21 protein-coding genes and 1 tRNA gene are annotated in these 24,122 nt (G+C 70.0%); 11 read left to right on the forward strand and 11 right to left on the reverse strand.

The genetic code is table 11. The annotated features are described in order from the left end of the window. Window positions 1-32: 32 nt before the first annotated feature. The 3 genes from ACP4J3_RS08750 to ACP4J3_RS08760 form a co-directional block, all read right to left on the reverse strand. Complete coding sequence (locus ACP4J3_RS08750) at window positions 33-905, reverse strand: hypothetical protein (RefSeq protein ID WP_426532120.1); 873 nt, start codon at window positions 903-905, stop codon at window positions 33-35. 192 nt (window positions 906-1,097) lie between these two features. After that, entirely contained in the window at window positions 1,098-2,174 is a 1,077-nt protein-coding gene (locus ACP4J3_RS08755) for a metallophosphoesterase (RefSeq protein WP_426532122.1), read from the reverse strand. 242 nt (window positions 2,175-2,416) lie between these two features. Further along, the gene (locus ACP4J3_RS08760; RefSeq protein WP_194043899.1) at window positions 2,417-3,529 is read right to left on the reverse strand and encodes a LacI family DNA-binding transcriptional regulator; all 1,113 of its coding nucleotides are present in this window, start codon (window positions 3,527-3,529) and stop codon (window positions 2,417-2,419) included. Window positions 3,530-3,981: 452 nt separating this feature from the next. On the opposite strand from ACP4J3_RS08760, the gene hisC reads away from it, so the two are divergent. Next, window positions 3,982-5,061, forward strand: a complete 1,080-nt coding sequence (hisC, locus tag ACP4J3_RS08765) for a histidinol-phosphate transaminase (RefSeq protein ID WP_426532124.1) — start codon at window positions 3,982-3,984, stop codon at window positions 5,059-5,061. An 11-nt stretch (window positions 5,062-5,072) separates the two neighbouring features. On the opposite strand, the gene ACP4J3_RS08770 is transcribed toward hisC, so the two are convergent. Beyond that, the gene (locus tag ACP4J3_RS08770; RefSeq protein ID WP_426532126.1) at window positions 5,073-5,441 is read right to left on the reverse strand and encodes a cyclophilin-like fold protein; all 369 of its coding nucleotides are present in this window, start codon (window positions 5,439-5,441) and stop codon (window positions 5,073-5,075) included. A 200-nt stretch (window positions 5,442-5,641) separates the two neighbouring features. Between ACP4J3_RS08770 and ACP4J3_RS08775 the strand changes: the two genes are divergently transcribed. The 4 genes from ACP4J3_RS08775 to ACP4J3_RS08790 all read left to right on the forward strand — a co-directional run bounded on the left by ACP4J3_RS08775 (window position 5,642) and on the right by ACP4J3_RS08790 (window position 12,889). Beyond that, a complete protein-coding gene (locus ACP4J3_RS08775) occupies window positions 5,642-7,150 on the forward strand; it encodes a cytochrome ubiquinol oxidase subunit I (protein WP_426532128.1) in 1,509 nt (502 codons plus the stop codon). A 20-nt stretch (window positions 7,151-7,170) separates the two neighbouring features. Then, the gene (gene cydB / locus ACP4J3_RS08780; RefSeq protein WP_426532130.1) at window positions 7,171-8,175 is read left to right on the forward strand and encodes a cytochrome d ubiquinol oxidase subunit II; all 1,005 of its coding nucleotides are present in this window, start codon (window positions 7,171-7,173) and stop codon (window positions 8,173-8,175) included. A gap of 12 nt (window positions 8,176-8,187) precedes the next feature. Next, window positions 8,188-11,679, forward strand: coding sequence for a thiol reductant ABC exporter subunit CydD (gene cydD, locus ACP4J3_RS08785; RefSeq protein WP_426532132.1), 3,492 nt, complete (start codon window positions 8,188-8,190; stop codon window positions 11,677-11,679). Window positions 11,680-11,824: 145 nt separating this feature from the next. Continuing rightward, complete coding sequence (locus tag ACP4J3_RS08790; RefSeq protein ID WP_426532134.1) at window positions 11,825-12,889, forward strand: peptidoglycan DD-metalloendopeptidase family protein; 1,065 nt, start codon at window positions 11,825-11,827, stop codon at window positions 12,887-12,889. Between the two features lie 34 nt (window positions 12,890-12,923). Here the strand turns inward: ACP4J3_RS08790 and ACP4J3_RS08795 are convergent, their stop codons facing one another. From ACP4J3_RS08795 to ACP4J3_RS08825, 7 genes are all read right to left on the reverse strand, one after another. Continuing rightward, complete coding sequence (locus ACP4J3_RS08795; RefSeq protein ID WP_426532136.1) at window positions 12,924-13,811, reverse strand: Cof-type HAD-IIB family hydrolase; 888 nt, start codon at window positions 13,809-13,811, stop codon at window positions 12,924-12,926. 127 nt (window positions 13,812-13,938) lie between these two features. Next, entirely contained in the window at window positions 13,939-14,841 is a 903-nt protein-coding gene (locus ACP4J3_RS08800) for an LLM class flavin-dependent oxidoreductase (RefSeq protein ID WP_426532138.1), read from the reverse strand. A 41-nt stretch (window positions 14,842-14,882) separates the two neighbouring features. Further along, entirely contained in the window at window positions 14,883-15,359 is a 477-nt protein-coding gene (locus tag ACP4J3_RS08805) for a hypothetical protein (protein WP_426532140.1), read from the reverse strand. A 64-nt stretch (window positions 15,360-15,423) separates the two neighbouring features. Further along, window positions 15,424-15,894: an RNA 2'-phosphotransferase gene (locus ACP4J3_RS08810; RefSeq protein WP_426532142.1), complete on the reverse strand. Its 471-nt coding sequence runs from the start codon at window positions 15,892-15,894 to the stop codon at window positions 15,424-15,426. Between the two features lie 122 nt (window positions 15,895-16,016). Next, on the reverse strand, window positions 16,017-16,973 hold the full coding sequence (locus ACP4J3_RS08815; protein WP_426532144.1) for a MerR family transcriptional regulator: 957 nt from the start codon (window positions 16,971-16,973) through the stop codon (window positions 16,017-16,019). Further along, on the reverse strand, window positions 16,970-18,727 hold the full coding sequence (locus ACP4J3_RS08820) for an SDR family oxidoreductase (protein WP_426532146.1): 1,758 nt from the start codon (window positions 18,725-18,727) through the stop codon (window positions 16,970-16,972). Before ACP4J3_RS08820 ends, ACP4J3_RS08815 begins: the two co-directional genes overlap by 4 nt. An 8-nt stretch (window positions 18,728-18,735) precedes the next feature. Next, window positions 18,736-19,587, reverse strand: coding sequence for a M24 family metallopeptidase (locus ACP4J3_RS08825; protein ID WP_426532148.1), 852 nt, complete (start codon window positions 19,585-19,587; stop codon window positions 18,736-18,738). 253 nt (window positions 19,588-19,840) lie between these two features. On the opposite strand from ACP4J3_RS08825, the gene ACP4J3_RS08830 reads away from it, so the two are divergent. From ACP4J3_RS08830 to ACP4J3_RS08855, 6 genes are all read left to right on the forward strand, one after another. Continuing rightward, complete coding sequence (locus ACP4J3_RS08830) at window positions 19,841-20,830, forward strand: ABC transporter ATP-binding protein (RefSeq protein WP_426532403.1); 990 nt, start codon at window positions 19,841-19,843, stop codon at window positions 20,828-20,830. After that, window positions 20,820-21,737: an ABC transporter permease gene (locus ACP4J3_RS08835; RefSeq protein ID WP_426532150.1), complete on the forward strand. Its 918-nt coding sequence runs from the start codon at window positions 20,820-20,822 to the stop codon at window positions 21,735-21,737. The genes ACP4J3_RS08830 and ACP4J3_RS08835 overlap by 11 nt, the downstream gene beginning before the upstream one ends. Further along, window positions 21,734-22,645 carry an ABC transporter ATP-binding protein gene (locus ACP4J3_RS08840; RefSeq protein WP_426532152.1) on the forward strand — a complete coding sequence of 304 codons (912 nt, stop codon included), beginning with the start codon at window positions 21,734-21,736 and terminating at the stop codon, window positions 22,643-22,645. The genes ACP4J3_RS08835 and ACP4J3_RS08840 overlap by 4 nt, the downstream gene beginning before the upstream one ends. A gap of 10 nt (window positions 22,646-22,655) precedes the next feature. Then, the gene (locus tag ACP4J3_RS08845; protein ID WP_426532154.1) at window positions 22,656-23,375 is read left to right on the forward strand and encodes an ABC transporter permease subunit; all 720 of its coding nucleotides are present in this window, start codon (window positions 22,656-22,658) and stop codon (window positions 23,373-23,375) included. A 140-nt stretch (window positions 23,376-23,515) separates the two neighbouring features. Further along, the gene (locus ACP4J3_RS08850; RefSeq protein WP_426532156.1) at window positions 23,516-23,719 is read left to right on the forward strand and encodes a hypothetical protein; all 204 of its coding nucleotides are present in this window, start codon (window positions 23,516-23,518) and stop codon (window positions 23,717-23,719) included. Window positions 23,720-24,011: 292 nt separating this feature from the next. Then, window positions 24,012-24,096: transfer RNA gene (locus ACP4J3_RS08855), tRNA-Ser, on the forward strand. Window positions 24,097-24,122 lie beyond the last annotated feature (26 nt).

Genomic DNA, 24,122 nt, shown 5'->3' on the forward strand with positions numbered 1-24,122 from the left:
GCCTTCGCACGGCGGGGGCGCAAGTCGAGGGGCTACTCCGGCTTGTGGTCCGGCCCTCCGAAGTCCGGGCTCGTGTAGTCCGGGCTGCTGAAGCTCGGACGGGAGCCGGTGGAGGGTGGTCCGTCGTCCGGGCTGCTGAAACCGGGGCGGCCGTAGCCGAGGTTCGGCATCCGGCCCGCCGGTGTCGACGGTGGTGTGCGGTGCAGGACCGCCGCCGTGCCGGGGTCGGCCAGTGCCTCCCGCAGGAAGGGCAGGATGCCGCGCTCCAGCAGGGCTTCGCGCCAGGCTTCCCTGGCCCGGGCCACCTCCTCGCTCAGCTCGCCGTACGGCCCGGAGACGAAGGCCGGCCGGTTGCGCAGAGCGGTGAGCAGCAGACCGACGGCGGCGACCAGGATCGCTGCCGCCGCGACGGCGCCGAACACCCATCCGGTGGTGAGCATCGTCTGGGCGAACGCCGGCTCGGGGTTGAACATCTTCAGGATGTAGCCGACGAGCAGGAAGATCGCCGCGGCGGTGCCGGCGAGGACGGGTGCCAGGACGGCGACCACGGCGACGACACCGGGGCCGGCCGTCTCGGCGACTTCTCCCATGGTGGTGGCGAGCCCCATCCCGCCCGTGCCCGACTCGGTGGAGCCGGAATCGCGGGCGGAAGACGGGGTGGACGGCGCCGGCCGGCGCAGTTCCTCGCGGACCTTCACGTAGTGCTGGTACTCGGTCGCCGCGGCCGCGGTGATGAGTGCGGTGGCGTTCAGCGCCATGGTGCGCAGTTGTTCGGGGTTGAGCCGCTGTCCCACAGCGGCCAGTTCCGGGCGGTGTGGTGCGGAGCGCAGCGCCTCATCGAGGATCCGCTCGTACTCCTGGCGGTCCTCACTGTGCAGGTGCTGCGGAACGCTGTTCATGTGCATCCCCCGATGCTCCGTAGGGCTTGGGGCTCGCATGCCAACGAGCCGTCGGGCAGAAACGGAGGGGAGCCTGCTACGGATAAGCCGATGGTAGAGCGGTGACGGCACACGGTGACAGGGGGTTTGCCAAAATTGGGGCCTGGCCTGCGCCGTCCTCCGTCCCTGCGTGGTGGGGGACGTCTGCCCGGTGAACGTTCAGATATCCAGGGGAAGTTGCTGGACCAGCAGCTTTCCGGCCATGGTCACGCCGCCGTCCATCGCGATGGCGAGGCCCTCGGCGTAGACGTGCGGTCCTTCGACCACGGGGCCGTTGCCGTCCTCGTCGTCCTCGGAGCCGACCTCGCCCAGCAGATACGGAATGGGGCTGTGGCCGTGAACGACGCGGGTGCCGCCGTACGTATCGAGCAGGGAGCGCACATGGTCGGCGCCGCCCTCGTCGCGGAAGGAGAAGCGCTTGGTGAACTTGCGGAACAGGTCCCAGACCTCGTCGGCGTCGTTGCGTGTGAGCGTCTCGCGGACGGTGTCGTTGACCGCTTCGATCGAGTCGCCGTAGTCGAGATAGGCGGTGGTGTCCGAGTGCACGAGCAGATGGCCGTCGACCGCTTCCATGGCGTCCAGCCGGGACATCCACTGCAGATGGTGGTCCTGGAGGCGGTCCATGTCGGTCTTCTGGCCGCCGTTGAGCAGCCAGGCCGCCTGGAAGGTGGCGGTGCCCGCGCCGGAGTTGACGGGGGTGTCGCCGAAGCGCTTGGCACCGATCAGCAGCAGCTCGTGATTGCCCATCAGGGCCTTGCAGTAGCCGCCGGCCGCGGCGGCCTCGGCGGACAGCCGCATCACCAGGTCGATGACGCCGATGCCGTCCGGGCCGCGGTCGGTGAAGTCGCCGAGGAACCACAGCCGGGCGGTGCCCGCGGACCAGTTCCCCGCCGAGTCGATGAGGCCCTTCTCCTTCAGGGCGGCCACCAGCTCGTCGAGATAGCCGTGCACATCACCGACGACGAACAGCGGGCCGGGACCGGCCGTGGACTGCGGGGTCGGCAGGGCGGCGGGGTCGACGGCGACCTGCACCGTGTCACCGCGGTTGATCACCGGGAGGTCGCGCTCGGTGGGCGTGTACCCCTCGGGGTAGGTCTCGTCGAGGGGCGGGGCGACCTCGCCCGGGTGCGTGCTGTGGGCGTACGGACCGGCCTCGTGGACGTACGCGGGCACCCGGAAGTCGCGCAACGTCGCCGTGCGCTCCACCTCGGGTCCCTGACCGGCCCCCTGAGTCATCAGACCCCTCCACCATCGCGCCGCATCTGCACCGCATCGGACTGCCTGGTCGCAGCGGCCCGCGGGTGTCGTGGGCCCATCATAGGAATGCCGATCGCGCCATGTGATGACCCAGGGGTGGTGAATCGGAGCAGGACTCCTGTTCAACGCGGCTTTCGCCCCGATTGGGCAGGGCTTCGACCACGCGCCGAGCGCGCTCGGCGCGTTCCCCCGGCCATGCTGTGCCGTGTCCCGGCGTGCTCCTAGCGGTCCTCGGGGGACCGGGGCGGGCTGACCGTGGTACGCGGCGGACGTCGCTGGGACGAGGTACGCACGATCAGTTCGGTCGGTATCACCTGCTCGACCGTCTGCTCCGACTCCAGCCCTTCGATGGCGTCGATGAGGAGCTGGACCACCGCCGTGCCGATGCGGCGCGGCTTCAGGGAGAGCGTGGTGATGGGCGGCTCGGTGTTGGCGTACACCGTGGACTCGCTGCAGCACACCAGAAGCAGGTCGTCCGGTACGCGCAGACCGTAGCGGCGGGCGGCGGCGAGCAGGTCGGTGCCGTTCGGGTCGAACAGCCCGTAGACCGCGTCGGGCCGGTCGGGGCGGGCGAGCAGCCGGTCGGCGGCCACGGCGCCCGCGCATGGGTCGTGCGCCGGGTAGGCCTCGTACACCGGGTCCTGGCCGACGCGCTCGCACCAGCGCAGGTACGCGGTGGTCGACAGATGGGTGTACGTGTCCGTCGTGGTGCCCGTGAGCAGGCCGATCCGGCGGGCGCCCGCGTCGGCGAGGTGGTCGAGGATGCCGAGTACGGCGGCCTCGTGGTCGTTGTCGACCCAGGCGGTGACCGGGAGCGAGCCGGCGGGGCGGCCGTCGGAGACGACCGGGAGGCCCTGTCTGACCAGTTCGCTGACGACCGGGTCCTGGTCGGACGGGTCGATGACGACGGTGCCGTCGAGGGCGACGTTGGACCAGACGTCGTGGCGCGAGGTCGCGGGGAGGATCACGAGGGCGTAGCCGCGGGCGAGCGCGGCCGAGGTGGCGGCGCGGGCCATCTCGGCGAAGTACGCGAACTCGGTGAAGGTGAAAGGTTCATCCCCATAGGTCGTCACGGTCAGGCCGATGAGTCCCGACTTGCCGGTACGGAGTGTTCTGGCGGCGGCCGAGGGCCGGTAGCCCAGCCGGTCGGCCACCTCGCGGACATGGCGTCGGGTGGCGTCGGGGAGCCGGCCCTTGCCGTTGAGGGCGTCGGAGACGGTCGTGATGGAGACCCCGGCGGCGGCCGCCACGTCTCTGATGCCCGCCCGACCGGGCCGACTTCCTCGACGTGAGGTTTCCGCGCGGCTCACCTGGTGCTTCCCTGCTGCTGTCATGGCGAGCCGATAGTAGGGCTCATGCGGTGGGGTAGTGCGGACGCATATGCAATCGTTGACAGGCACGTTTCTGCAAGGTCATCCGCCGTCAAATCCCTTTGAAAGCAAGGGAGTTGAACGATCCAATGGCAAGACGTGACTTGTCGGCGCGCATGGGCCTGCCAAGTGTCCGATGTTTCGAAGAGGTCTCAACTCACCTTCACGGGGGATGCGCGCTACGGCGTGAGCCACCGGCGCGTAGATATATGTATGGCGCGCCCCCCGATTCGTACGCCTTCGTACGACGATGCCCGTGATGCAGGTGTGACAGGTGAGGTCAGCAGGGGGTTCCGCCGCGGTTGCGTGGATCGGCCCTTCCTCACCTGTACGCATTGGCGCGGAATCCTCATAAGGTGAGAAGTATTGGAGCCGGCGGTGGTGATGGGCCGCCGGTGGTCGCGAGGAGGACTGCGGTGAGCGAGACGAGCCCCAAGCTGCGCGCCGAGCTGGAGGGTATCCCCACCTACAAGCCGGGCAAGCCTGCCGCGGCCGGTGGCCCGGTGGCCTACAAGCTGTCCTCCAACGAGAACCCCTATCCGCCGCTGCCCGGCGTGATGGAGACCGTGACGGCCGCCGCCTCGTCCTTCAACCGCTACCCGGACATGATGTGCACGGCTCTGATGAACGAGCTGTCCGAGCGCTTCGGCGTCCCGCTCTCCCATCTGGCCACCGGCACCGGCTCGGTCGGCGTCGCCCAGCAGCTCCTGCAGTCCACCGCCGGACCCGGCGACGAGGTCATCTACGCGTGGCGGTCCTTCGAGGCGTACCCGATCATCACGCAGATCAGCGGTGCCACATCCGTCAAGGTGCCGCTGACTGAGGGCGAGGTGCACGACCTGGACGCGATGGCCGCCGCCATCACCGACCGCACCAGGTTGATTTTCGTCTGCAATCCCAATAACCCGACGGGCACGGTCGTGAAGCGGGCCGAGCTGGAGCGGTTCCTCGACCGGGTGCCCGGTGACGTCCTGGTGGTGCTGGACGAGGCGTACCGCGAGTTCATCCGCGACCCCGAGGTGCCGGACGGGGTGGAGATCTACCGCGAGCGGCCGAACGTCTGTGTCCTGCGGACGTTCTCCAAGGCTTACGGTCTCGCCGGCCTCCGGGTCGGCTTCGCGGTCGCCCAGGAGCCGGTCGCGGCGGCCCTGCGCAAGACGGCGGTGCCTTTCGGGGTGAGCCAGCTCGCGCAGGACGCGGCCATCGCCTCGCTGCGTGCCGAGGACGAACTGCTCGGCCGGGTCGGGTCATTGGTGTGCGAGCGCAACCGCGTGGTCGACGGGCTGCGCGCTCAGGGCTGGACAGCGCCCGAGACCCAGGCCAACTTCGTGTGGCTGCGGCTGGGGGAGCGCACGGTCGCCTTCGCTCAGGCCTGTGAGCAGGCGGGAGTGGTGATCCGGCCGTTCCCGGGCGAGGGTGTGCGGGTGACGGTCGGGGAGGCCGAGGCGAACGACATCTTCCTGAAGGTGGCGGAAGGGTTCCGTAAGGAGCTCTAGGCGTCCGCCGGTTAAGCCAGTTCCACGCGCACGGGGTCGCCGTCGCGCACCGTTGCCAGCAGTCGGGGGTCGTCGTCGAGACGGCCCAGGATGTTGCACGGGCTCGCGAGGCGGCACTCGTCGCCTTGCGAGATCGGCGTGGGGCCGTAGGGGAGGGCGAGTGCGTCGCCGTCGGTCCAGAAGGCGACCGTGCCAGGCTCGACGACCTGTCGTGCGTCCGTTTCACGTGAAACGGACACTCCTGTGTCGAAGTACACCTCCTCGCCCCAGGTGTGGGCGGTGGAGGCCATCGGCAGGGCCTTGGCGAGAGCCTGTGCGGTCGGAGTGTCGTCCAGGCGTGCGGTGAGGTGCCCCGCAGGCCATGAGATCCGTATCTGCATGGCGCGAATTCAACAAGATGTTGAAGCGCTTGGAAAGTCCTGCGGCGCCATGGGTCGCGTGGCCCCTCCCTGGTGGTCCAGCTGGTCGGCGTTGGGGACCCCCCGCCTATCGGGCCTCGAGCGGCCATGGGTCATAATGCTTGTGAATGTGAACGCGTTCACAAGCATGTCCCCACGGCGACGCAAGGAGATGTTGCGACGTGGACCTGGCTCTGGCGCCGGAGACCCTGGCGCGATGGCAGTTCGGTATCACCACCGTCTACCACTTCCTGTTCGTTCCCCTGACGATCTCACTGGCCGCCCTCACGGCCGGGCTGCAGACCGCCTGGGTGCGCACGGAAAAGGAGAAGTACCTCAGAGCGACGAAGTTCTGGGGGAAGCTCTTCCTGATCAACATCGCGATGGGTGTCGTCACCGGCATCGTGCAGGAGTTCCAGTTCGGCATGAACTGGTCCGACTACTCCCGCTTCGTCGGTGACATCTTCGGCGCTCCGCTCGCCTTCGAGGCGCTGATCGCCTTCTTCTTCGAGTCCACCTTCATCGGACTGTGGATCTTCGGCTGGGACAAGCTGCCGAAGAAGATCCACCTGGCCTGTATGTGGATGGTCTCCATCGGCACGATCCTGTCGGCGTACTTCATCCTGGCGGCCAACTCGTGGATGCAGCACCCGGTCGGCTACAAGATCAACGAGGCGAAGGGACGGGCCGAGCTCACCGACTTCTGGCTCGTGCTCACCCAGAACACCGCCCTCGCCCAGGCCTTCCACACCCTGTCCGCGGCCTTCCTCACCGGCGGCGCGTTCATGGTCGGCATCTCCGCCTTCCACCTGCTGCGCAAGAAGCACATCCGTGAGATGAAGACCTCGCTCCGGCTCGGCCTGATCACGGTCGTCATAGGCGGCATGCTCACCGCGGTCAGCGGCGACGTCCTCGGCAAGATCATGTACGAGCAGCAGCCGATGAAGATGGCCGCGGCCGAAGCGCTGTGGGACGGCGAGGAGCCGGCACCCTTCTCGATCTTCGCCGTCGGCGATGTCGACAAGGGCCACAACGAGGTCGCGATAGAGATTCCGGGCCTGCTGTCCTTCCTGGCCAAGGACGACTTCAGCTCGTACGTCCCCGGTATCAACGACGTCAACAAGGCCGAGCAGGAGCAGTACGGTCCCGGTGACTACCGGCCCAATATCCCCGTCGCCTACTGGGGCTTCCGCTGGATGATCGGCTTCGGCATGGCGTCGCTCGCCATCGGCCTGGCCGGACTCTGGCTGACCCGCAAGAAGTTCATGCTGCCGCAGCACCTGAGGGTCGGTGACGACGAGGTGCCGCATCTGGTGCTGCTCCCGAAGAAGGCACTCAGCCCGAAGCTGACCACGTGGTACTGGCGCATCGCGATCTGGACCCTGGCCTTCCCGCTGATCGCCAACTCCTGGGGCTGGATCTTCACCGAGATGGGCCGTCAGCCCTGGGTGGTCTACGGCGTCCTGCGGACCCGTGACGCGGTCTCCCCCGGCGTCTCCCAGGGCGAGGTCCTCACCTCGATGATCGTCTTCACCGCGCTGTACGCCATCCTCGCCGTCGTCGAGGTCAAGCTCCTCGCGAAGTACGTCAAGGCCGGCCCGCCCGAGCTGACGGAGGCCGACCTGAATCCGCCCACGAAGATCGGCGGCGACTCCCGTGACGCCGACAAGCCGATGGCCTTCTCGTACTAGGCCGAGGGAGCTGCACAGTCATGGAACTGCACGACGTCTGGTTCGTCCTGATCGCCGTCCTGTGGATCGGCTACTTCTTCCTGGAGGGCTTCGACTTCGGGGTCGGCGTCCTCACCAAGTTGCTCGCCCGCGACCGACCCGAGCGGCGGGTGCTGATCAACACGATCGGCCCCGTCTGGGACGGCAACGAGGTCTGGCTGCTCACGGCGGGCGGCGCCACTTTCGCCGCCTTCCCCGAGTGGTACGCCACGCTCTTCTCCGGCTTCTATCTGCCCCTGCTGCTCATCCTGGTCTGCCTGATCGTCCGGGGCGTGGCCTTCGAGTACCGGGCGAAGCGGCCCGAGGTGAACTGGCAGCGCAACTGGGAGCACGCGATCTTCTGGTGCTCGCTGATCCCGGCGTTCCTGTGGGGTGTGGCCTTCGGCAACATCGTGCGGGGCGTGAAGCTCGACCAGAGCCATGAGTATGTGGGCAGCGTCCTGGACCTGCTCAACCCGTATGCGCTGCTCGGCGGTCTGGTGACGCTGACGCTGTTCACCTTCCACGGTGCGGTGTTCACCGCGCTCAAGACTGTCGGGGAGATCCGGGAGCGGGCACGGAGGCTGGCGCTGTGGGTCGGCCTCGCCACGGCCGCGCTGGCACTGATCTTCCTGCTCTGGACGCAGGTCGAGAACGGTGACGGGCAGAGCTTTGTCGCGATGATCGTGGCCGTCGCGGCGCTGGTCGCGGCGCTCGCGGCGAACCAGGCCGGGCGCGAGGGATGGTCGTTCGCCCTGTCCGGCGTCACGATCGTGGCCGCCGTGGCGATGCTCTTCCTGACGCTCTTCCCGAACGTCATGCCGTCCTCACTCAATGACGAGTGGAGCCTCACGGTGACCAACGCCTCGTCGAGCCCCTACACCCTGAAGATCATGACCTGGTGTGCGGTCATCGCCACTCCGATCGTCATGCTCTACCAGGGCTGGACCTACTGGGTCTTCCGCAAGCGGATCGGCACGCAGCACATCGCCGAAACCGTGCACTGAGGTGTGTTTCACGTGAAACCAATCGATCCGCGCCTCCTCCGATACGCCCGCGCCACTCGCCTCTTCCTGATCGCGGTCGTCGGCCTGGGCGCCGTCGGCGCGGTACTGGTCATCGCCCAGGCGATGCTCATCGCCGAGGCAGTGGTGGGTGCGTTCCAGCACGGCATGTCCGCTGCTGAACTGCGCACTCCCCTGCTGCTGTTGGTGGCTGTCGCCATCGGCCGCGCGGTGGTCGCCTGGCTGACCGAACTCGCCGCTCACCGTGCGAGCGCGGCGGTGAAGTCGGAGCTGCGGGGGCGGCTGCTGGAGCGGGCGGCCGAGCTGGGGCCCGGATGGCTGAGCGGACAGCGGACCGGATCGCTGGTCGCCCTCGCCACGCGCGGGGTCGATGCCCTCGACGACTACTTCTCGCGCTATCTGCCGCAGTTGGGGCTGGCGGTGGTCGTGCCGGTGGCGGTGCTGGCGCGGATCGTGACCGAGGACTGGGTGTCGGCGGCCATCATCGTCGGCACCCTGCCGCTCATTCCGATCTTCATGATGCTGATCGGCTGGGCCACGCAGTCCCGGATGGACCGTCAGTGGCGACTGCTCTCCCGGCTGTCCGGGCACTTCCTGGATGTCGTGGCCGGCCTGCCGACCCTGAAGGTGTTCGGCCGGGCCAAGGCACAGGCCGAGTCGATCCGGCGTATCACCGGCGAGTACCGCCGGGCCACGATGCGGACCCTGCGGATCGCCTTCATCTCCTCCTTCGCCCTGGAACTGCTCTCGACGCTCTCGGTGGCCCTGGTCGCCGTGACGATCGGCATGCGTCTCGTCCACGGCGAGATGCATCTCTACGACGGCCTGGTCGTCCTGGTGCTGGCGCCCGAGGCCTATCTGCCGCTGCGTCAGGTGGGCGCGCAGTACCACGCGGCGGCCGAGGGACTGTCCGCGGCCGAAGAGATCTTCGAGGTGCTGGAGACGCCGGCGCCGGCGTCGGGGAGCGCGACTGTGCCGACGGGAGCGGTGACGTTCGACGGCGTCTCGGTCCGCTACCCCGGCCGCTGCGCCGACGCGGTGTCGGGAGCGTCCTTCACCGTCGAACCCGGGGAGACGGTCGCGCTCGTCGGGCCGAGCGGCGCGGGCAAGTCCACACTGCTGAACGTGCTGTTGGGGTTTGTGCGGCCGACGGACGGGCGGGTGCTGGTCGGGGGAGCCGACCTCGCCGAGCTCGACCTTCAGGAGTGGCGCTCGCGGATCGCCTGGGTGCCGCAGCGGCCCCACCTGTACGCCGGGACGATCGCCGAGAACGTACGGCTGGCACGCCCCGACGCGGACGACGACGCCGTACGGCGGGCACTGACGGACGCCGGGGCGCTGGAGTTCGTGGACGCGCTGCCCGAGGGCGTCGACACCGGGCTGGGTGAGGACGGGTCCGGGCTGTCCGCGGGGCAGCGGCAGCGGCTGGCGCTGGCCCGGGCGTTCCTCGCGGACCGGCCCGTGCTGCTGCTCGACGAGCCGACGGCCGCGCTCGACGGGGCCACCGAGGCGGAGGTCGTCGACGCCGTGCGCAGGCTCGCCGTGGGGCGGACGGTGCTGCTGGTGGTGCACCGGCCGGCGCTGCTGGGCGTCGCGGACCGGGTGGTGCGGCTGGCTGAGGCCGAGACGCCCGAGGCCCTGCCCAAGGCGGCCGCCGACCGTCCCGTCCAGAGGGAAGAGCACGGGCGCGCGGCTTCGGAGGACGCCGTGGCCGCGCCTGTCGCGGCCGCGGACGGACGTGGTGTCCTCGCCCGCGTCCGCGCCATGTCAGGTCCCCGGCGTGGCCGTCTCGCCCTCGCGCTGCTGCTGGGGAGCCTCGCGCTCGGCAGCGCCGTCGGGCTCATGGCCACCTCCGGGTGGCTCATCTCGCGGGCCTCGCAGCAGCCGCCCGTGCTCTATCTGATGGTGGCCGTGACGGCGACGCGGGCCTTCGGCATCGGGCGGGCCGTGTTCCGGTACGCCGAGCGGCTGGTGTCGCACGACGCGGTGCTGCGGATGCTGGCCGATACCCGGGTCGCCGTCTACCGGCGGCTGGAGCGACTGGCGCCCGCCGGGCTGCGCCGCACCCGCCGGGGCGACCTGCTGTCGAGGCTCGTCGCCGATGTGGACGCGCTGCAGGACTACTGGCTGCGGTGGCTGTTGCCCACGGCCGCCGCGGCTGTCGTGTCCGCGGGCGCCGTCGGCTTCACCGCCTGGCTGCTGCCCGAGGCCGGCGCCGTGCTCGCGGCCGGGCTGCTGGCGGCCGGGGCCGCAGTCCCGCTCATCACGGCCGCTGTCGCCCGCCGCGCCGAGCACAAGCTGGCCCCCGCCCGAGGAGCCCTCGCGACCCGCGTGACGGATCTGCTCACCGGCACCGCGGAGCTGACCGTCGCCGGCGCACTGCCCAGCCGCGCGGCCGAGGCGCGCCGCGCCGACGGGGCGCTCACCCGGATCGCTTCACGGGCCGCCGCCGCGACCGCGCTCGGCGACGGGCTCACCGCGCTGATCTCCGGGCTCACCGTCGCCGCCACCGCCCTCGTCGGCGCCCAGGCGGTCGCCGACGGGCGGCTGAGCGGCGTGACGATGGCCGTCGTCGTCCTCACCCCGCTGGCCGCCTTCGAGGCCGTCCTGGGGCTGCCGCTCGCCGTGCAGTACCGGCAACGGGTGGGCAGGAGCGCCGAGCGTGTGTACGAGGTGCTGGACGCGCCCGAACCCGTACGGGAGCCGGAGCGCCCCCGGCAGGCGCCCGCGTCGCCCTTCCCGGTCGCCGTCCGAGGGCTGACCGCCCGTCACGCGGGCCAGGACCGGGACGCGCTCGCCGGTCTCGACCTGACCCTGGAACAGGGCCGCCGGATCGCCGTGGTCGGGCTGTCCGGGTCCGGCAAGACGACGCTGGCGCAGGTGCTGCTGCGCTTCCTGGACGCGGACGCGGGCTCGTACACGCTGGGCGGCGTCGACGCGTACGCGCTGGACGGCGACGATGTGCGGCGGCTCGTCGGGCTGTGCGCGCAGGACGCGCACCTCTTCGACAGCTCCGTGCGCGAGAACCTGCTCCTCGCCAGGAAGGACGCCACCGAGGCCGAACTGCGCGACGCCCTCGAGCGCGCCCGGCTGCTGGACTGGGCCGACGGTCTGCCCGACGGGCTGGACACGCTCGTGGGCGAGCACGGGGCGCGGCTGTCGGGCGGGCAGCGGCAGCGGCTGGCGCTCGCGCGCGCGTTGCTGGCCGACTTCCCCGTCCTCGTCCTCGACGAGCCCGCCGAGCATCTCGACCTGCCCACCGCCGACGCCCTCACCGCCGACCTGCTGGCCGCCACCGAGGGCCGTACGACCCTGCTCATCACCCACCGCCTGGCCGGGCTGGAGGCGGTGGACGAGGTGGTCGTCCTGGCTCAGGGGCGGGTGGCGCAGCGCGGGACGTTCGCGGAGCTGGCCGCCGTGGACGGGCCGTTGCGGGGGATGGTGGAGCGTGAGGAGGCGGCGGACCTGCTCGTGGGGGCGCCGTAGCTCCCGTGTCACGCACGGACCGGAGCCGGTGCGTCACCTGCCGCTGCTCGCGTCAACAGCGGTACTGACCCGTCCGCAGCAACACGTCCCCCAGGCGCACGACCTGAACGGGCTCCCTGCCCCACCGCACGCCAGGATCGCTGGCATGCGTTCACATTGCCGTCGGTTCCTGGTCGTTCCGGCACTGCTGTGTGCGCTCACCCTGCTCATGGCCCGGCCCGCCGGTGCCGTCGGCGACGGAGAGGACATCGGAATCGGAGACGACCTGGGGCTGAGCGGACAGGTCGTGCGGCTCTACGAGGAAGCGGCCCGGGCGACGGAGCGGTATGAGACGGGGCGGCAGGAGGCCGAGGGGCAGCGCGCGCAGGCCCAGCGGATCGAGGCGCTGCTCGACCGTGAGCGGCGGGAGATCGGCGCGCTGCGCGAGGATCTGGGCCGGATCGCACGGGCCCAGTACCGCACCAGCGGCGGGATGCCGCTCACCGCGCAGCTCATCCTCGCGTCGAGCCCGGAGCAGTTGATGCGTGGTCAGCGTGTGTTCTCGCAGACGAACATGGCGGTCGGCAACGCCATCGAGAAGAGCCGTCGCGCGGAGGCCCAGCTCGTCAAGGACGAGGCCAAGGCCGCGGCTGCCTGGCGGGCGCTGGAGAAGCGCAATGCCGAGCTCGCCGAGCTGAAGAGGAGCATCGAGCAGAAGCTCGAAGCGGCGCGGTGGCAGTTGCAGGGGCAGGCCGACGCCTCAGTGGCCGCCGGCTCCTGCCCGGGCGCCGTCCGGATCGACCGGAAACAGAAGGAGTTCACCAGCGCCTGGGTCGCGCCGCTGAAGTCCTACGAGCTGTCCGCCGCGTTCGGCAGCGGCGGCCTTCGCTGGGCGAACCGGCACACCGGACAGGACTTCGCGGTGCCGATCGGCACGCCGGTGCGGGCGGTCGGCGACGGACGCGTGGTCAAGGTGTCGTGCGCAGGCGCCTTCGGCATGGAGGTCGTCGTCGGGCACACGGACGGCTACTACACGCAGTACGCCCACCTCGCCTCCGTCGCCGTCGACCAGGGCGAGCGCGTCGACACCGGGCAGTGGATCGGCCAGTCCGGCACGACCGGCAACTCCACCGGCCCGCATCTGCACTTCGAGGCGCGGATCACCCCCGAAATGGGCTCGGCGGTGGATCCGGTGCCGTGGCTGACGGAGCGGGGCGTGCACCTCGGGTAGCCCCGGGCGGACGACGAGAATGTGACGACCGGGCCTAGCGCCGTTCCGCCACGATCTGCTCGATCACGACCGCGACCCCGTCCTCGTTGTTGGCGACCGTGCGGCCCGACGCGGCGGCGATCACATCCGGGTGCGCGTTGCCCATCGCGTACGACCGGCCCGCCCACGTCAGCATCTCGACGTCGTTGGGCATGTCCCCGAAAGCCACGACCTCCTCGTGCGAGATACCGCGCTCGGCACAGCACAGGGCGAGCGTGCTGGCCTTGGAGACGCCGGGGCCGCTGATCTCCAGCAGGGCGCTGGGGCTGGAGCGGGTGACGTTGGCGCGGTCGCCGATGGCGAGGCGGGCCGTGGTCAGAAAGACGTCCGGATCGATCTCCGGGTGATAGGCGAGGATCTTGAGCACCGGCTCGTCGGCGCCGGGCGCGTCCGGCGCCAGGAGGTTCTCGGCCGGCGCGAGCTCGTCCGGTATCTCCATGTGCAGCTTGGGATAGTCCGGCTCCTGGTAGAAGCCGTACGTCTGCTCCACCGCGTACACCGTGCCCGGCGCCGCCTCACGCAGCAGCCGCACAGTGTCCAGCGCGTTCTCCCGCGCCAGCTCCCGCACCTTCACGAACCGGTGGGCGCCGGCGCCACCGTGCAGGTCGACGACCGCGGCGCCGTTGCCGCAGATCGCGAGGCCGTGACCGTGGACGTGGTCGCTGACGACATCCATCCAGCGCGCCGGGCGGCCGGTGACGAAGAACACCTCGATGCCCGCCTCCTCGGCGGCCGCCAGCGCGGCCACCGTGCGTGGGGAGACGGACTTGTCGTCCCGCAGCAGGGTGCCGTCCAGGTCGGTGGCGATGAGCCGGGGGCGCACTGCGGCGGCCGGGTTGCGGGGCTGTCGGGTCGCTGAGGTCACCGGGTCATTCTCCCGCATATGCCCGCACGACCGTGCGGCAGTCCGCACATCTGAGGCGGCACCTGGGGAGACACCTCCCCGAGATCACCGCCGACAGCCCCCTGACCAGCACGGTCGATCCTCCCGGCGCACCGAGCTGTCCACCTCAGCCGAGCTGTGCCGCCGCCTCCATGGCGATCTGCTCGAAGACCTTCTCGTCGGCCGCGAAGTCCGAGTCGGGGATCGGCCAGTGGACCACGATCTCGGTGAATCCGAGCTCCTGGTAGCGCCCCGCGAAGTCCACGAACGCATCGAGGGACTCCAGCGGACGGCCGCGGTCCGGAGTGAATCCAGTGAGCAGAACCTTGTCGAGCCCGGCCGTGTCGCGGCCGAGCGCCGCACATGCGTCGGCCAGCTTCTCGGCCTGTCCGCGAATGGCTTGAATCGACTGCTCGGGGGTACCGCTCTCGTTCACCTTCTTGTCCCCCGTGGTCACCCAGGCCTGCCCGTACTGCGCCGCCAGCCGCAGCCCGCGCGGACCGGTCGCGGCGACCGTGAAGGGCAGCCGGGGACGCTGCACACAACCCGGAATGTTGCGGGCCTCGTGCGCCGAGTAGAAGTCGCCCTCGTACGACACCGAGTCCTCGCTCAGTAGCCGGTCCAGCAGCGTGACGAACTCGCCGAACCGGTCGGCACGCTCTCGCGGGGTCCACGGCTCATGGCCGAGTGCGGTGGCGTCGAAGCCGGTGCCGCCGGCGCCGATACCGAGCGTGACGCGCCCGCCCGAGATGTCGTCGAGGGAGACCAGTTCCTTGGCGAGGGTCACCGGGTGCCGGAAGTTCGGCGAGGTCACCAGGGTGCCCAGCCGCAGTTGGTCGGTGACGGCCGCTGCTGCGGTCAGCGTCGGCACGGCACCGAACCACGGGTCGTCCCGGAAGCTGCGCCAGGACAGGTGGTCGTAGGTGTATGCGGTGTGGAACCCGAGCTGCTCCGCGTGCTGCCATGCCTTGCGACCCCCCTCGGACCAGCGGCGGTACGGAAGGATCACGGTGCTCAGGCGCAAACTCATGCGTCGAGCCTATGCGGCCGAATGGGTTTCACGTGAAACAGTCACCGCACACGGCTGCTCAGCCAGGGACTGAGGCTGAGCATCGGCATGAACTCCCGGTGGGTGCGGTCGCCGGGCAGCGGCACGATCAGGAAGTAGCCCGGTGGGAAGCGGCGCGCCTTGACGTAGGCGAGGCCGTCGAAGACGGAGCGCAGGAAGGCGGGTACGTCGTCCCGCCGGACATCGGGGCACTCCACGCCCTCGACGGTGATCAGCGCGTCGTCCTCCGGGTAGATCCGCACACTCACCCTGGGCGAACCGCCCAGCTCGACGTATGCCTCATGGGGCAGCGAGCCGTCCGGGTCCGTGGTGACGCCGACGCCCGCGGCGCTGCGGCGGGAGGTCTGGTCGGCGCCGATGTCATGGCTCACCTCGATCTCGCGGCCGTACTCGGCGGCGAGGGCGCGGAGAGCGGTGACGGCGGCTTCGGTGGTGGGGAACTGGTTCCCACGGAATCGATCCCTACGGAATTGGTCCATACCACCGATCATGCCGTAAGCAGCCCCTCCCAGAGCAAGAAAGGCTCGCCTCCCGGGCGTGCGATCAGTGCGAGTCGGGAAAGCGCAGGTACTGCGGCACCGCCGTCGTCAGCCACACGCCGTTCGCGCTGATGTGGAAGACATGGCCGTCGCGGTGCATGGCTCCGGCGCTGCGAATCGCGTCCAGATTGCGGGCGACGGTGCCGTGGTAGAGGTACGGCGGCGGCGTCGCGGGGGGCAGTCCGAGGTCGACGTCGATGCTGTGACCCTGGCTGGCGCGGATCCGGGTGCCCTCGATCGCGAAGCGCTTCTTGTCGTTGGCGGCGACCACATGGTCCAGCTCGTCCCGGGTGAACCGGAATCCGTGCGCGGCCGCGGCGGCGATCAGCGTGTCGATCTCGACCCAGCCGCCCTCGTCGAGCGTCAGCCCGATGCTCCCCCACTGCCTTAAGGGCGTGGGAGGTGCCCCCATGGGTTGGTGGCGCAGGTGCTTCGAGAGGTACTTCGACACCTTCACGGTGCGTCTTTCGTCCATGCCGCCAGACTGCCGGGAGCGACCAGAATCACGCGAACGATTTCGGTCCCGATGTTTGATCCACAACCAAGTGCGGTTATCCACAGGGGAATTGGCGATTCTGTGGACAACGAGCCGTGCTCTCAAGGGGTTTCGTCAAGACCAGGTAATGGGCCGTGATTTGCGGCAAGCCGGTCCAAGGACCGGGTTCGCACTTCCCGTTCGGCGGCAAACGTGATGAACTCCGCGGCCTGCTCCGGACCAACCAAGGCCTCGACGGCGCGCATTGTCTCCATAGGGATCGGCACATTTCGAGAGCTTTTGCGAGAATCCGGCTCCTCGGCCGCGCCCAGGTGTTGACGCAGCTGCCGCACCGCCAACAGGCGCATCGCGCGGGCGAGTTCCGCGTCCATCGTGTGCTGGGCGAGCGGGCGCAGCCGTCGTACGAGAGAGGCCGCTTCGGCCGCCTCCGCGTCCGTCGGGCGGTGTGGTCCGTCGAGGTAGCGAGCGAAGACGTGCTCGGTGGTGAACTCCAGGAAACGGGCGGCGATGTGCTCGACCTGTCCCCTCAACTCCCTCAAGTGGCCCGAGATCGCGGACAGCGGCACCCCTGCCGCGTGCAACTCCACTGCCACGGCCAGCTCTTGAGGGCTCGGCACGACGAAGGTGTCCGCGTCGCCGGGGACCGGCTCCAGCACGCCGAGCTCCACGGCCTCCGCCACGGCCGCGTCGTCCGGAGCACCGCCGAAGCGCTCGTTCAGCTCGGCGCGTGAGATCCGTACCGCCTCCTCGTCGGTCCACGGCCCGTCGACCTCGGCGGCCAGGCCGAGTATCCCGCCCAGGCCGCGACCGGCGTCCCAGGCCTCCAGGAGTTCCTTGATGGAGGCCAGGGTGTAGCCGCGGTCGAGCAGGTCGGCGATCTGGCGCAGGCGGACGAGATGGGCGTCCGAGTAGACGTTGGCGCGGCCACGGCGCTCGGGGCGGGGGAGCAGGCCCCGGTCCTGGTAGGCGCGGATGGTGCGGACCGTGGCACCGCTGCGGTGCGCGAGGTCCTCGATCCGGTACGCGGACGGGGCCGGCGGCCCGTCGGCCGAACTCAAAGCCGTGGCTCCAACCGCGCGATCCTGCGCAGCGCCCGCGGCGCGAACCGCGACATCAGATACGACCCGTGCGCCTCCGGAGTCACCGGAACAACGGCCTCACCGCGCACCACCGCCCGCAGGATCGCGTCGGCGACCTTCTCCGGCGGATAGTTGCGCAGCCCGTACAGCCGCGCGGACCTCTTCTGGCGCCGCTTCTCCTCCTCGGCGTCGACGCCGGCGAAGTGCGCGGTCGAGGTGATGTTGGTGTTGACCAGGCCCGGGCATATCGCGGTGACGCCGATGCCCTGCCCGGCCAGTTCCGCGCGCAGGCACTCGCTCAGCATCAGTACGGCCGCCTTGGAGGTGCTGTAGGCGGGCAGCGCCTTGGAGGGCTGATACGCCGCCGCCGACGCGGTGTTGACGATGTGGCCGCCCTGCCCGCGCTCGGCCATCTGCCTGCCGAAGAGCCGGCAGCCGTGGATCACGCCCCACAGATTGACGTCGAGGACCTTCTTCCAGTCCTCCGGCGTGGTGTCGAAGAAGGAGCCCGACAGGCCGATCCCGGCGTTGTTCACCAGGACGTCCACCACGCCGTACTCCTCGGCGACCTTCACGGCGAGCTTCTCCATGGCCTGCTCGTCGGAGACGTCGACCGTCTCGGCCCAGGCCTCGGGCGCGCCGATCAGCCGGGACGTCTCGGCGGTGCGGGCCGCGGCCTCGGCGTCCCGGTCGACGGCCACCACGCGCGCGCCGGCCTCGGCGAACGCGTACGCCGTCGCCCGTCCGATGCCGCTGCCCGCGCCGGTGACCAGGACGAGCTGCCCGCCGAAGCGATCGGCGTACTTCCCGGTCGCCGTCACCCCTTCCGGCCGCCCGCCCTCCACGGACGTCACGAACTCCGTGATCCACCCCACCAGTTGGTCGGGGCGCGAACGCGGTATCCAGTGCTTCGCCGGCAGTGTGCGCCGGGTCAACTGCGGAACCCACAGCTCCAGTTCGTCGTAGAGCCGTTCCGACAGGAATGCGTCGTCCAAGGGCGTGATGAGCTGCACGGGCGCGTGTGCGTAGGCGTCAGCGCGCGGACGGCGCAGCCGGGCCCGTACGTTGTCCCGGTACAGCCACGCCCCGTGCGCCGCGTCCGTCGGCAGGGACGACGTCGGGTAGCCGCCGCCGGGGACCTTCTCCACGCGCTCCAGGATGCGCGGCCAGTGTTTGCCCAGCGGGCCGCGCCAGGCCAGTTCGGGCAGTACGGGTGTGTGCAGCGCGTAGACGTACCAGGACTTGGCGCCCTGGCCGAGGAGCTGGCCGACACGGCGTGGCGTGGGGCGCTTCAGGCGCCGGCTGATCCAGTGGCCGAAGTGGTCAAGGGACGGCCCGGACATCGAGGTGAAGGACGCGATCCGGCCCTCGGTGCGCTTGACCGTGGCGAACTCCCAGGCCTGCACCGAGCCCCAGTCGTGCCCCACCAGATGCACGGGCCGGTCCGGGCTGACCGCGTCCGCGACGGCCAGGAAGTCGTCCGTCAGCTTCTCCAGCGTGAACCCGCCCCGCAGCGGCTTCGGTGCCGTCGACCGGCCATGGCCCCGGACGTCGTACAGCACGACATGGAAGCGGTCGGCCAGCCGCGGCGCGACCTCGGACCACACCTCCTTGCTGTCCGGATAGCCGTGCACCAGGATCACCGTCGGCTGCCCGGGATCGCCCAGCTCGGCGACGCACAGCTCGACCCCGCCGGTCCGCACCCGGCGCTCACGCGCGCCATGAAGAGTCACCGGCACCGTCACCTCTCCTCCGCCCAGCGCCGCACATGCGGCAGATCGTCGTCCAGCCAGAAGGCGCTCTCCTCGGGATCCGCGGAGTCGGTGACGACCAGGATCTCCTCGAACTTCGCGCCCGTACCCCGGAAGCCGAGGTGCGGTTCGACCGCCCACAGGCCCGGCTGCGGCGGGTGGTCGGAGAAGCGGTACGGCGACCACAGCGGGGACCAGCCCTCGCGGTGCCCGTGCAGTGCGTCGCTCGCCAGGCCCTTCAGGGACTGGGTGCCGAACCCGAAGACATGCGTCGGCCGGCGGCGCTGGCGCACCCGGTCGACCTTGTGCGCGATCACCCCGAAGGGATAGGCGCGGTGCCGGTTGGCATAGCCCTGGCGGACCATGAGCCGGTCCACGTCCTCGTAGATCTCCCTCAGTGGCCGCCGCTCGCGCACCTCGCGCAGGATCAGCTCCCGGTGCGCCTCCAGGTCGGCCATCAGCTTGTCCTGCACCGGGTTGATGCCGAGCGAGCCCGAGTAGCCGATGTCGGCCGTGTAGCCGTCGTACACCGGGGCCATGTCCAGGATGAACGGCATCCCGGGCGCCAGCCGGCGGTTGGTGGGGAAGAACTGCAGCGGGATGCGGAAGTTCACGAACGCCGTGCGGTCCCCGAACCAGGCGAAGGGCAGATGGAACCAGTCGCGCACCCCGCGCTCACGCAGCCACTCGCGCTGCATGCGCGCCGCCTCGCGCTCGGTGATGCCCGGCTCAAGTCGCGCAGCGACGGCCTCCGCGCACTCGTACGCCAGCCGCTGGACCCGTCTGAATCCCTGCAGTTCCGCGGAATCCGCACGGAGTTCGCCTGTCACCGCCGTAGTCATGCCACCGCCCTCTTCGCCCACCGACTGCGGTACGTGCGCGTAACTTGACACTGGCGAATGTGACAGTTGTTAGAGGCTGCGTCAATAGGGCTGCCCCCGGGCTGTGGACAACCACGCCGATGTGGAAACCCCGGGCCGCGTTGTTCGACCTCGGGGTGACCCCTAGGGTCCCGTACATCTGGAGTCTGACCCCAAGACAGCTCTACGGGGTGACGACCGGCGTGGTGCGCGTCACTACCTTCGAAGCGTGACTGTGATCGCGACCGAAAGCCTGAGCAAGCGGTTCCCGAGGGTGACCGCGCTTGACCGGCTCTCCGTGGACGTCGGGCCCGGTGTGACCGGACTCGTCGGAGCCAACGGAGCCGGCAAGTCCACACTGATCAAGATCCTGCTGGGTCTGTCCCCCGCCACCGAGGGCCGCGCCGAAGTGCTCGGACTCGACGTCGCCACCAAGGGCGGCGCCATCCGTGAGCGCGTCGGGTACATGCCGGAGCACGATTGCCTGCCGCCCGACGTCTCGGCCACCGAGTTCGTCGTGCACATGGCCCGTATGTCCGGCCTGCCGCCCGCCGCCGCCCGCGAGCGCACTGCGGACACGCTGCGCCACGTCGGTCTGTACGAGGAGCGCTATCGCCCCATCGGCGGCTACTCGACCGGCATGAAGCAGCGCGTGAAGCTGGCCCAGGCTCTGGTGCACGACCCGGATCTGGTCTTCCTGGACGAGCCGACCAACGGCCTCGACCCGGTGGGCCGCGACGAGATGCTCGGCCTGATCCGCCGTATCCACACCGACTTCGGCATCTCGGTCCTGGTCACCTCCCACCTGCTGGGCGAGTTGGAGCGCACCTGCGACCACGTCGTCATCATCGACGGCGGCAAGCTCCTGCGCTCCAGCTCCACCACCGACTTCACCCAGACCACCACGACCCTCGCCATCGAGGTCACCGACACCGACGACCACCCGGACGGCACCCGCGCGGTGCGCGACGCGCTCCACGCGCGCGGGGTGGACGTCCTCGACGGCAGCGGCGGCCTCCCCGGGGCCGGCCACATCCTGCTGCTCACCGCGCAGGGCGACGAGACCTACGACCTGGTGCGCGACGTGGTCGCCGACCTCGGCCTGGGCCTGGTGCGCATGGAGCAGCGCCGGCACCACATCTCGGAAGTCTTCACCGACAGCGAGCAGGGCAGCGAGCAGAGCACCGAAGCACAGCGGAAGGAGGCGGTCGGCCATGGCGGTTGAGCAGCCCACGCGGACACCAGTCGCACAGTCGGGTGACCAGACCCGCATCCACAACATCGGCTACCGCACCTACGACGGCCCCCGCCTCGGCCGCTCCTACGCCATCCGGTCGCTGTACTCGCAGTCCCTGCGCGGCGCCTACGGCCTGGGCCGCTCGGTGAAGTCCAAGGTGCTGCCGATGCTGCTGTTCGTGGTGATGTGCGTGCCCGCGGCCATCATGGTCGCCGTCGCGGTCGCCACCAAGGCCAACGACCTGCCCGTCGACTACACGCGCTACGCGATCATCATGCAGGCCGTGATCAGCCTGTACGTCGCCTCGCAGGCACCCCAGTCCGTCTCCCGCGACCTGCGCTTCAAGACCGTGCCGCTGTACTTCTCGCGGCCCATCGAGACCGCCGACTACGTCCGGGCGAAGTTCGCGGCACTGGCCTCCGCGCTGTTCATCCTCACCGCGGCCCCGCTGCTGGTGCTCTATGTGGGCGCGCTGCTGGCCAAGCTCGACTTCGCCGACCAGACCAAGGGATTCGCACAGGGACTCGTCTCGGTGGCACTGCTCTCACTGCTGTTCGCCGGCATCGGCCTGGTCATCGCCTCGGTCACCCCGCGCCGCGGCTTCGGTATCGCCGCCGTGATCGCCGTGATGACCATCTCCTACGGGGCGGTGTCCACCCTCCAGGCCATCGCCGAGGTGCAGGACAGTTCGAGCGCCATCCCCTGGATCGGCCTGTTCTCGCCGGTCACGCTCATCGACGGGGTGCAGTCCGCCTTCCTGGGCGCCACGTCCGCCTTCCCCGGTGGAGTCGGCCCGGACAACGCAGAGGGCGCGGTCTACGTCCTCGTCGCCCTCGGCCTCATCGCCGCCTCCTACGGCCTGCTGATGCGCCGCTACCGAAAGGTCGGACTGTGACCACGCTCTCGATCGACCACGTCTCCCGCTGGTTCGGCAACGTGGTGGCCGTCAACGACATCACCATGACGATCGGCCCCGGTGTCACCGGCCTGCTCGGCCCCAACGGCGCCGGAAAGTCCACCCTGATCAACATGATGGGCGGCTTCCTGGCCCCCTCCACCGGCACGGTCACCCTCGACGGACAGCCGGTCTGGCGCAACGAGGCGATCTACAAGCACATCGGCATCGTCCCCGAGCGCGAGGCGATGTACGACTTCCTCACCGGCCGCGAATTCGTCGTCGCCAACGCCGAGTTGCACGGCCTGGGCGCCAAGGCCGCCCAGAAGGCCCTGGCCACGGTCGAGATGGAGTACGCCCAGGACCGCAAGATCCAGACGTACTCCAAGGGCATGCGCCAGCGCGTGAAGATGGCGAGCGCCCTGGTCCACGACCCCTCGCTGCTCCTGCTCGACGAGCCCTTCAACGGCATGGACCCGCGCCAGCGCATGCAGCTCATGGATCTGCTGCGGCGCATGGGTGACGAGGGGCGCACGGTGCTGTTCTCCTCCCACATCCTCGAAGAGGTCGAGCAACTCGCCTGGCACATCGAGGTGGTGGTCGCGGGGCGGCATGCGGCCAGCGGTGACTTCCGCAAGATCCGCCGTCTGATGACCGACCGGCCGCACCGCTACCTGGTGCGCTCCAGCGACGACCGCGCCCTCGCGGCCGCGCTGATCGCCGACCCGTCGACGTCCGGCATCGAGGTCGACCTGACCGAGGGCGCGCTGCACATCCAGGCCGTCGACTTCGGCCGCTTCACCGCCCTGCTGCCGAGGGTGGCGCGTGACCAGGGCATCCGTCTGCTCACGGTCTCGCCGTCCGACGAGTCCCTCGAGTCCGTCTTCTCGTATCTGGTCGCGGCGTAGGAGGCCGAAGATGTACGACCCCACAGTCGCCCGGCTCACCTACCGAGCCCTGCTCGGCCGCCGCCGGGCCCTCATCCTGGGCGCGCTGCCGCTGCTGCTCATCGCGATCTCCGTGGTGGTGCGCGTGCTCGCCGGAGCCGACGACCAGACCGCCGCGGACCTGCTCGGCGGGCTGGCGCTGGCCACCATGGTGCCGATCATCGGCGTCATCGCCGGCACCGGCGCGATCGGGCCGGAGATCGACGACGGCTCGGTGGTGTATCTGCTGTCCAAGCCGGTGAAGCGGCCGGCGATCATCTTCACCAAGCTGATCGTGGCGATCGCCGTGACGATGGTGTTCTCGGCGCTGCCCACCTTGATCGCGGGCTACATCCTCAACGGCAACGGCCAGCAGATCGCCGTCGCCTACACGGTGGCCGCGCTGGTCGCCTCCATCGCCTACGCCGCGATCTTCCTGCTGCTGGGCACGGTGTCCCGGCACGCGGTGGTCTTCGGGCTGGTCTACGCGCTGGTCTGGGAGGCCCTGTTCGGCTCCCTGGTGTCCGGGGCGCGCACGCTGAGCGTTCAGCAGTGGGCGCTGGCGGTGGCGCAGAAGGTGGCCGGCGGGGAGATGGTGACGTCGGACGTGGCACTGCCCACGGCGACGGTGCTGCTGGCCGTGGTCACCGTCCTCGCGACCTGGTACGCGGGACAGAAGCTGCGGTCGCTGACGCTGGCCGGTGAGGAGTAAGGACGCCGGTGAGATGTAAAGGAGCGGGCCCTTTACCGGGCCCGCTCTTGACGGGGGCTTCACCACTGTCCAGGCACACTGGGCAAAAGAGGATGTTCGACTGAGAAGAATGCTCGGCTGAAAGGCGGAGAGGAACGGGGATGGCAGACGATTGGGACGACGACCTCGTCCTGGACGAGGACTTCATACGGTCCGCCGAGACGTCGGAGCCGTCCGCCCGGGCCCGGATGCTGGCCGCGCGCTGGCGCCATGAGGAGCCCGAGCCACAGCCGTGGCGCTCGGACGAGCCGCCGGCGGGGTGGTTCTTCAGCAAGGGGCGTCGGCGCAAGTGGCGGCGCCGGTAGGGGGCTTGGCCGGTAAGGGGCCAGTGGCGCCTTTCCGGGCCTTTTAATCAGTGGCGCCCAACTCGGCGTACATGCACCATGGTTGTGGCGAAGACGCTGGTTGAGGCCGGCGCCGCGTTCTGGGAGAGGAGCAGGACGATGTCCATGCACGGCAGTACGTCCAGCTCCCGTCAGGGCAGCCTGCGGCAGGCTCCGGTGTAGTTACCCCGCCGTCGAGCCCGTTCCGCAGATGGAGCTGCCCGGGGCGGCCGCTTCGAGCACGCGATGTCGCTCTCGCGTGGGCCGCCCACCCGGAGGATTGGCCGAGTGGTAAGGCACCGGCTTGCTAAGCCGCGGTCGGGGGCAACCCCGCGCACGTTCGATCCGTGCATCCTCCGCGAGACGTTGCCACTTGGGCTTGGCC

This window comes from Streptomyces sp. UG1, assembly GCF_049974585.1.
Lineage (GTDB): Bacteria > Actinomycetota > Actinomycetes > Streptomycetales > Streptomycetaceae > Streptomyces.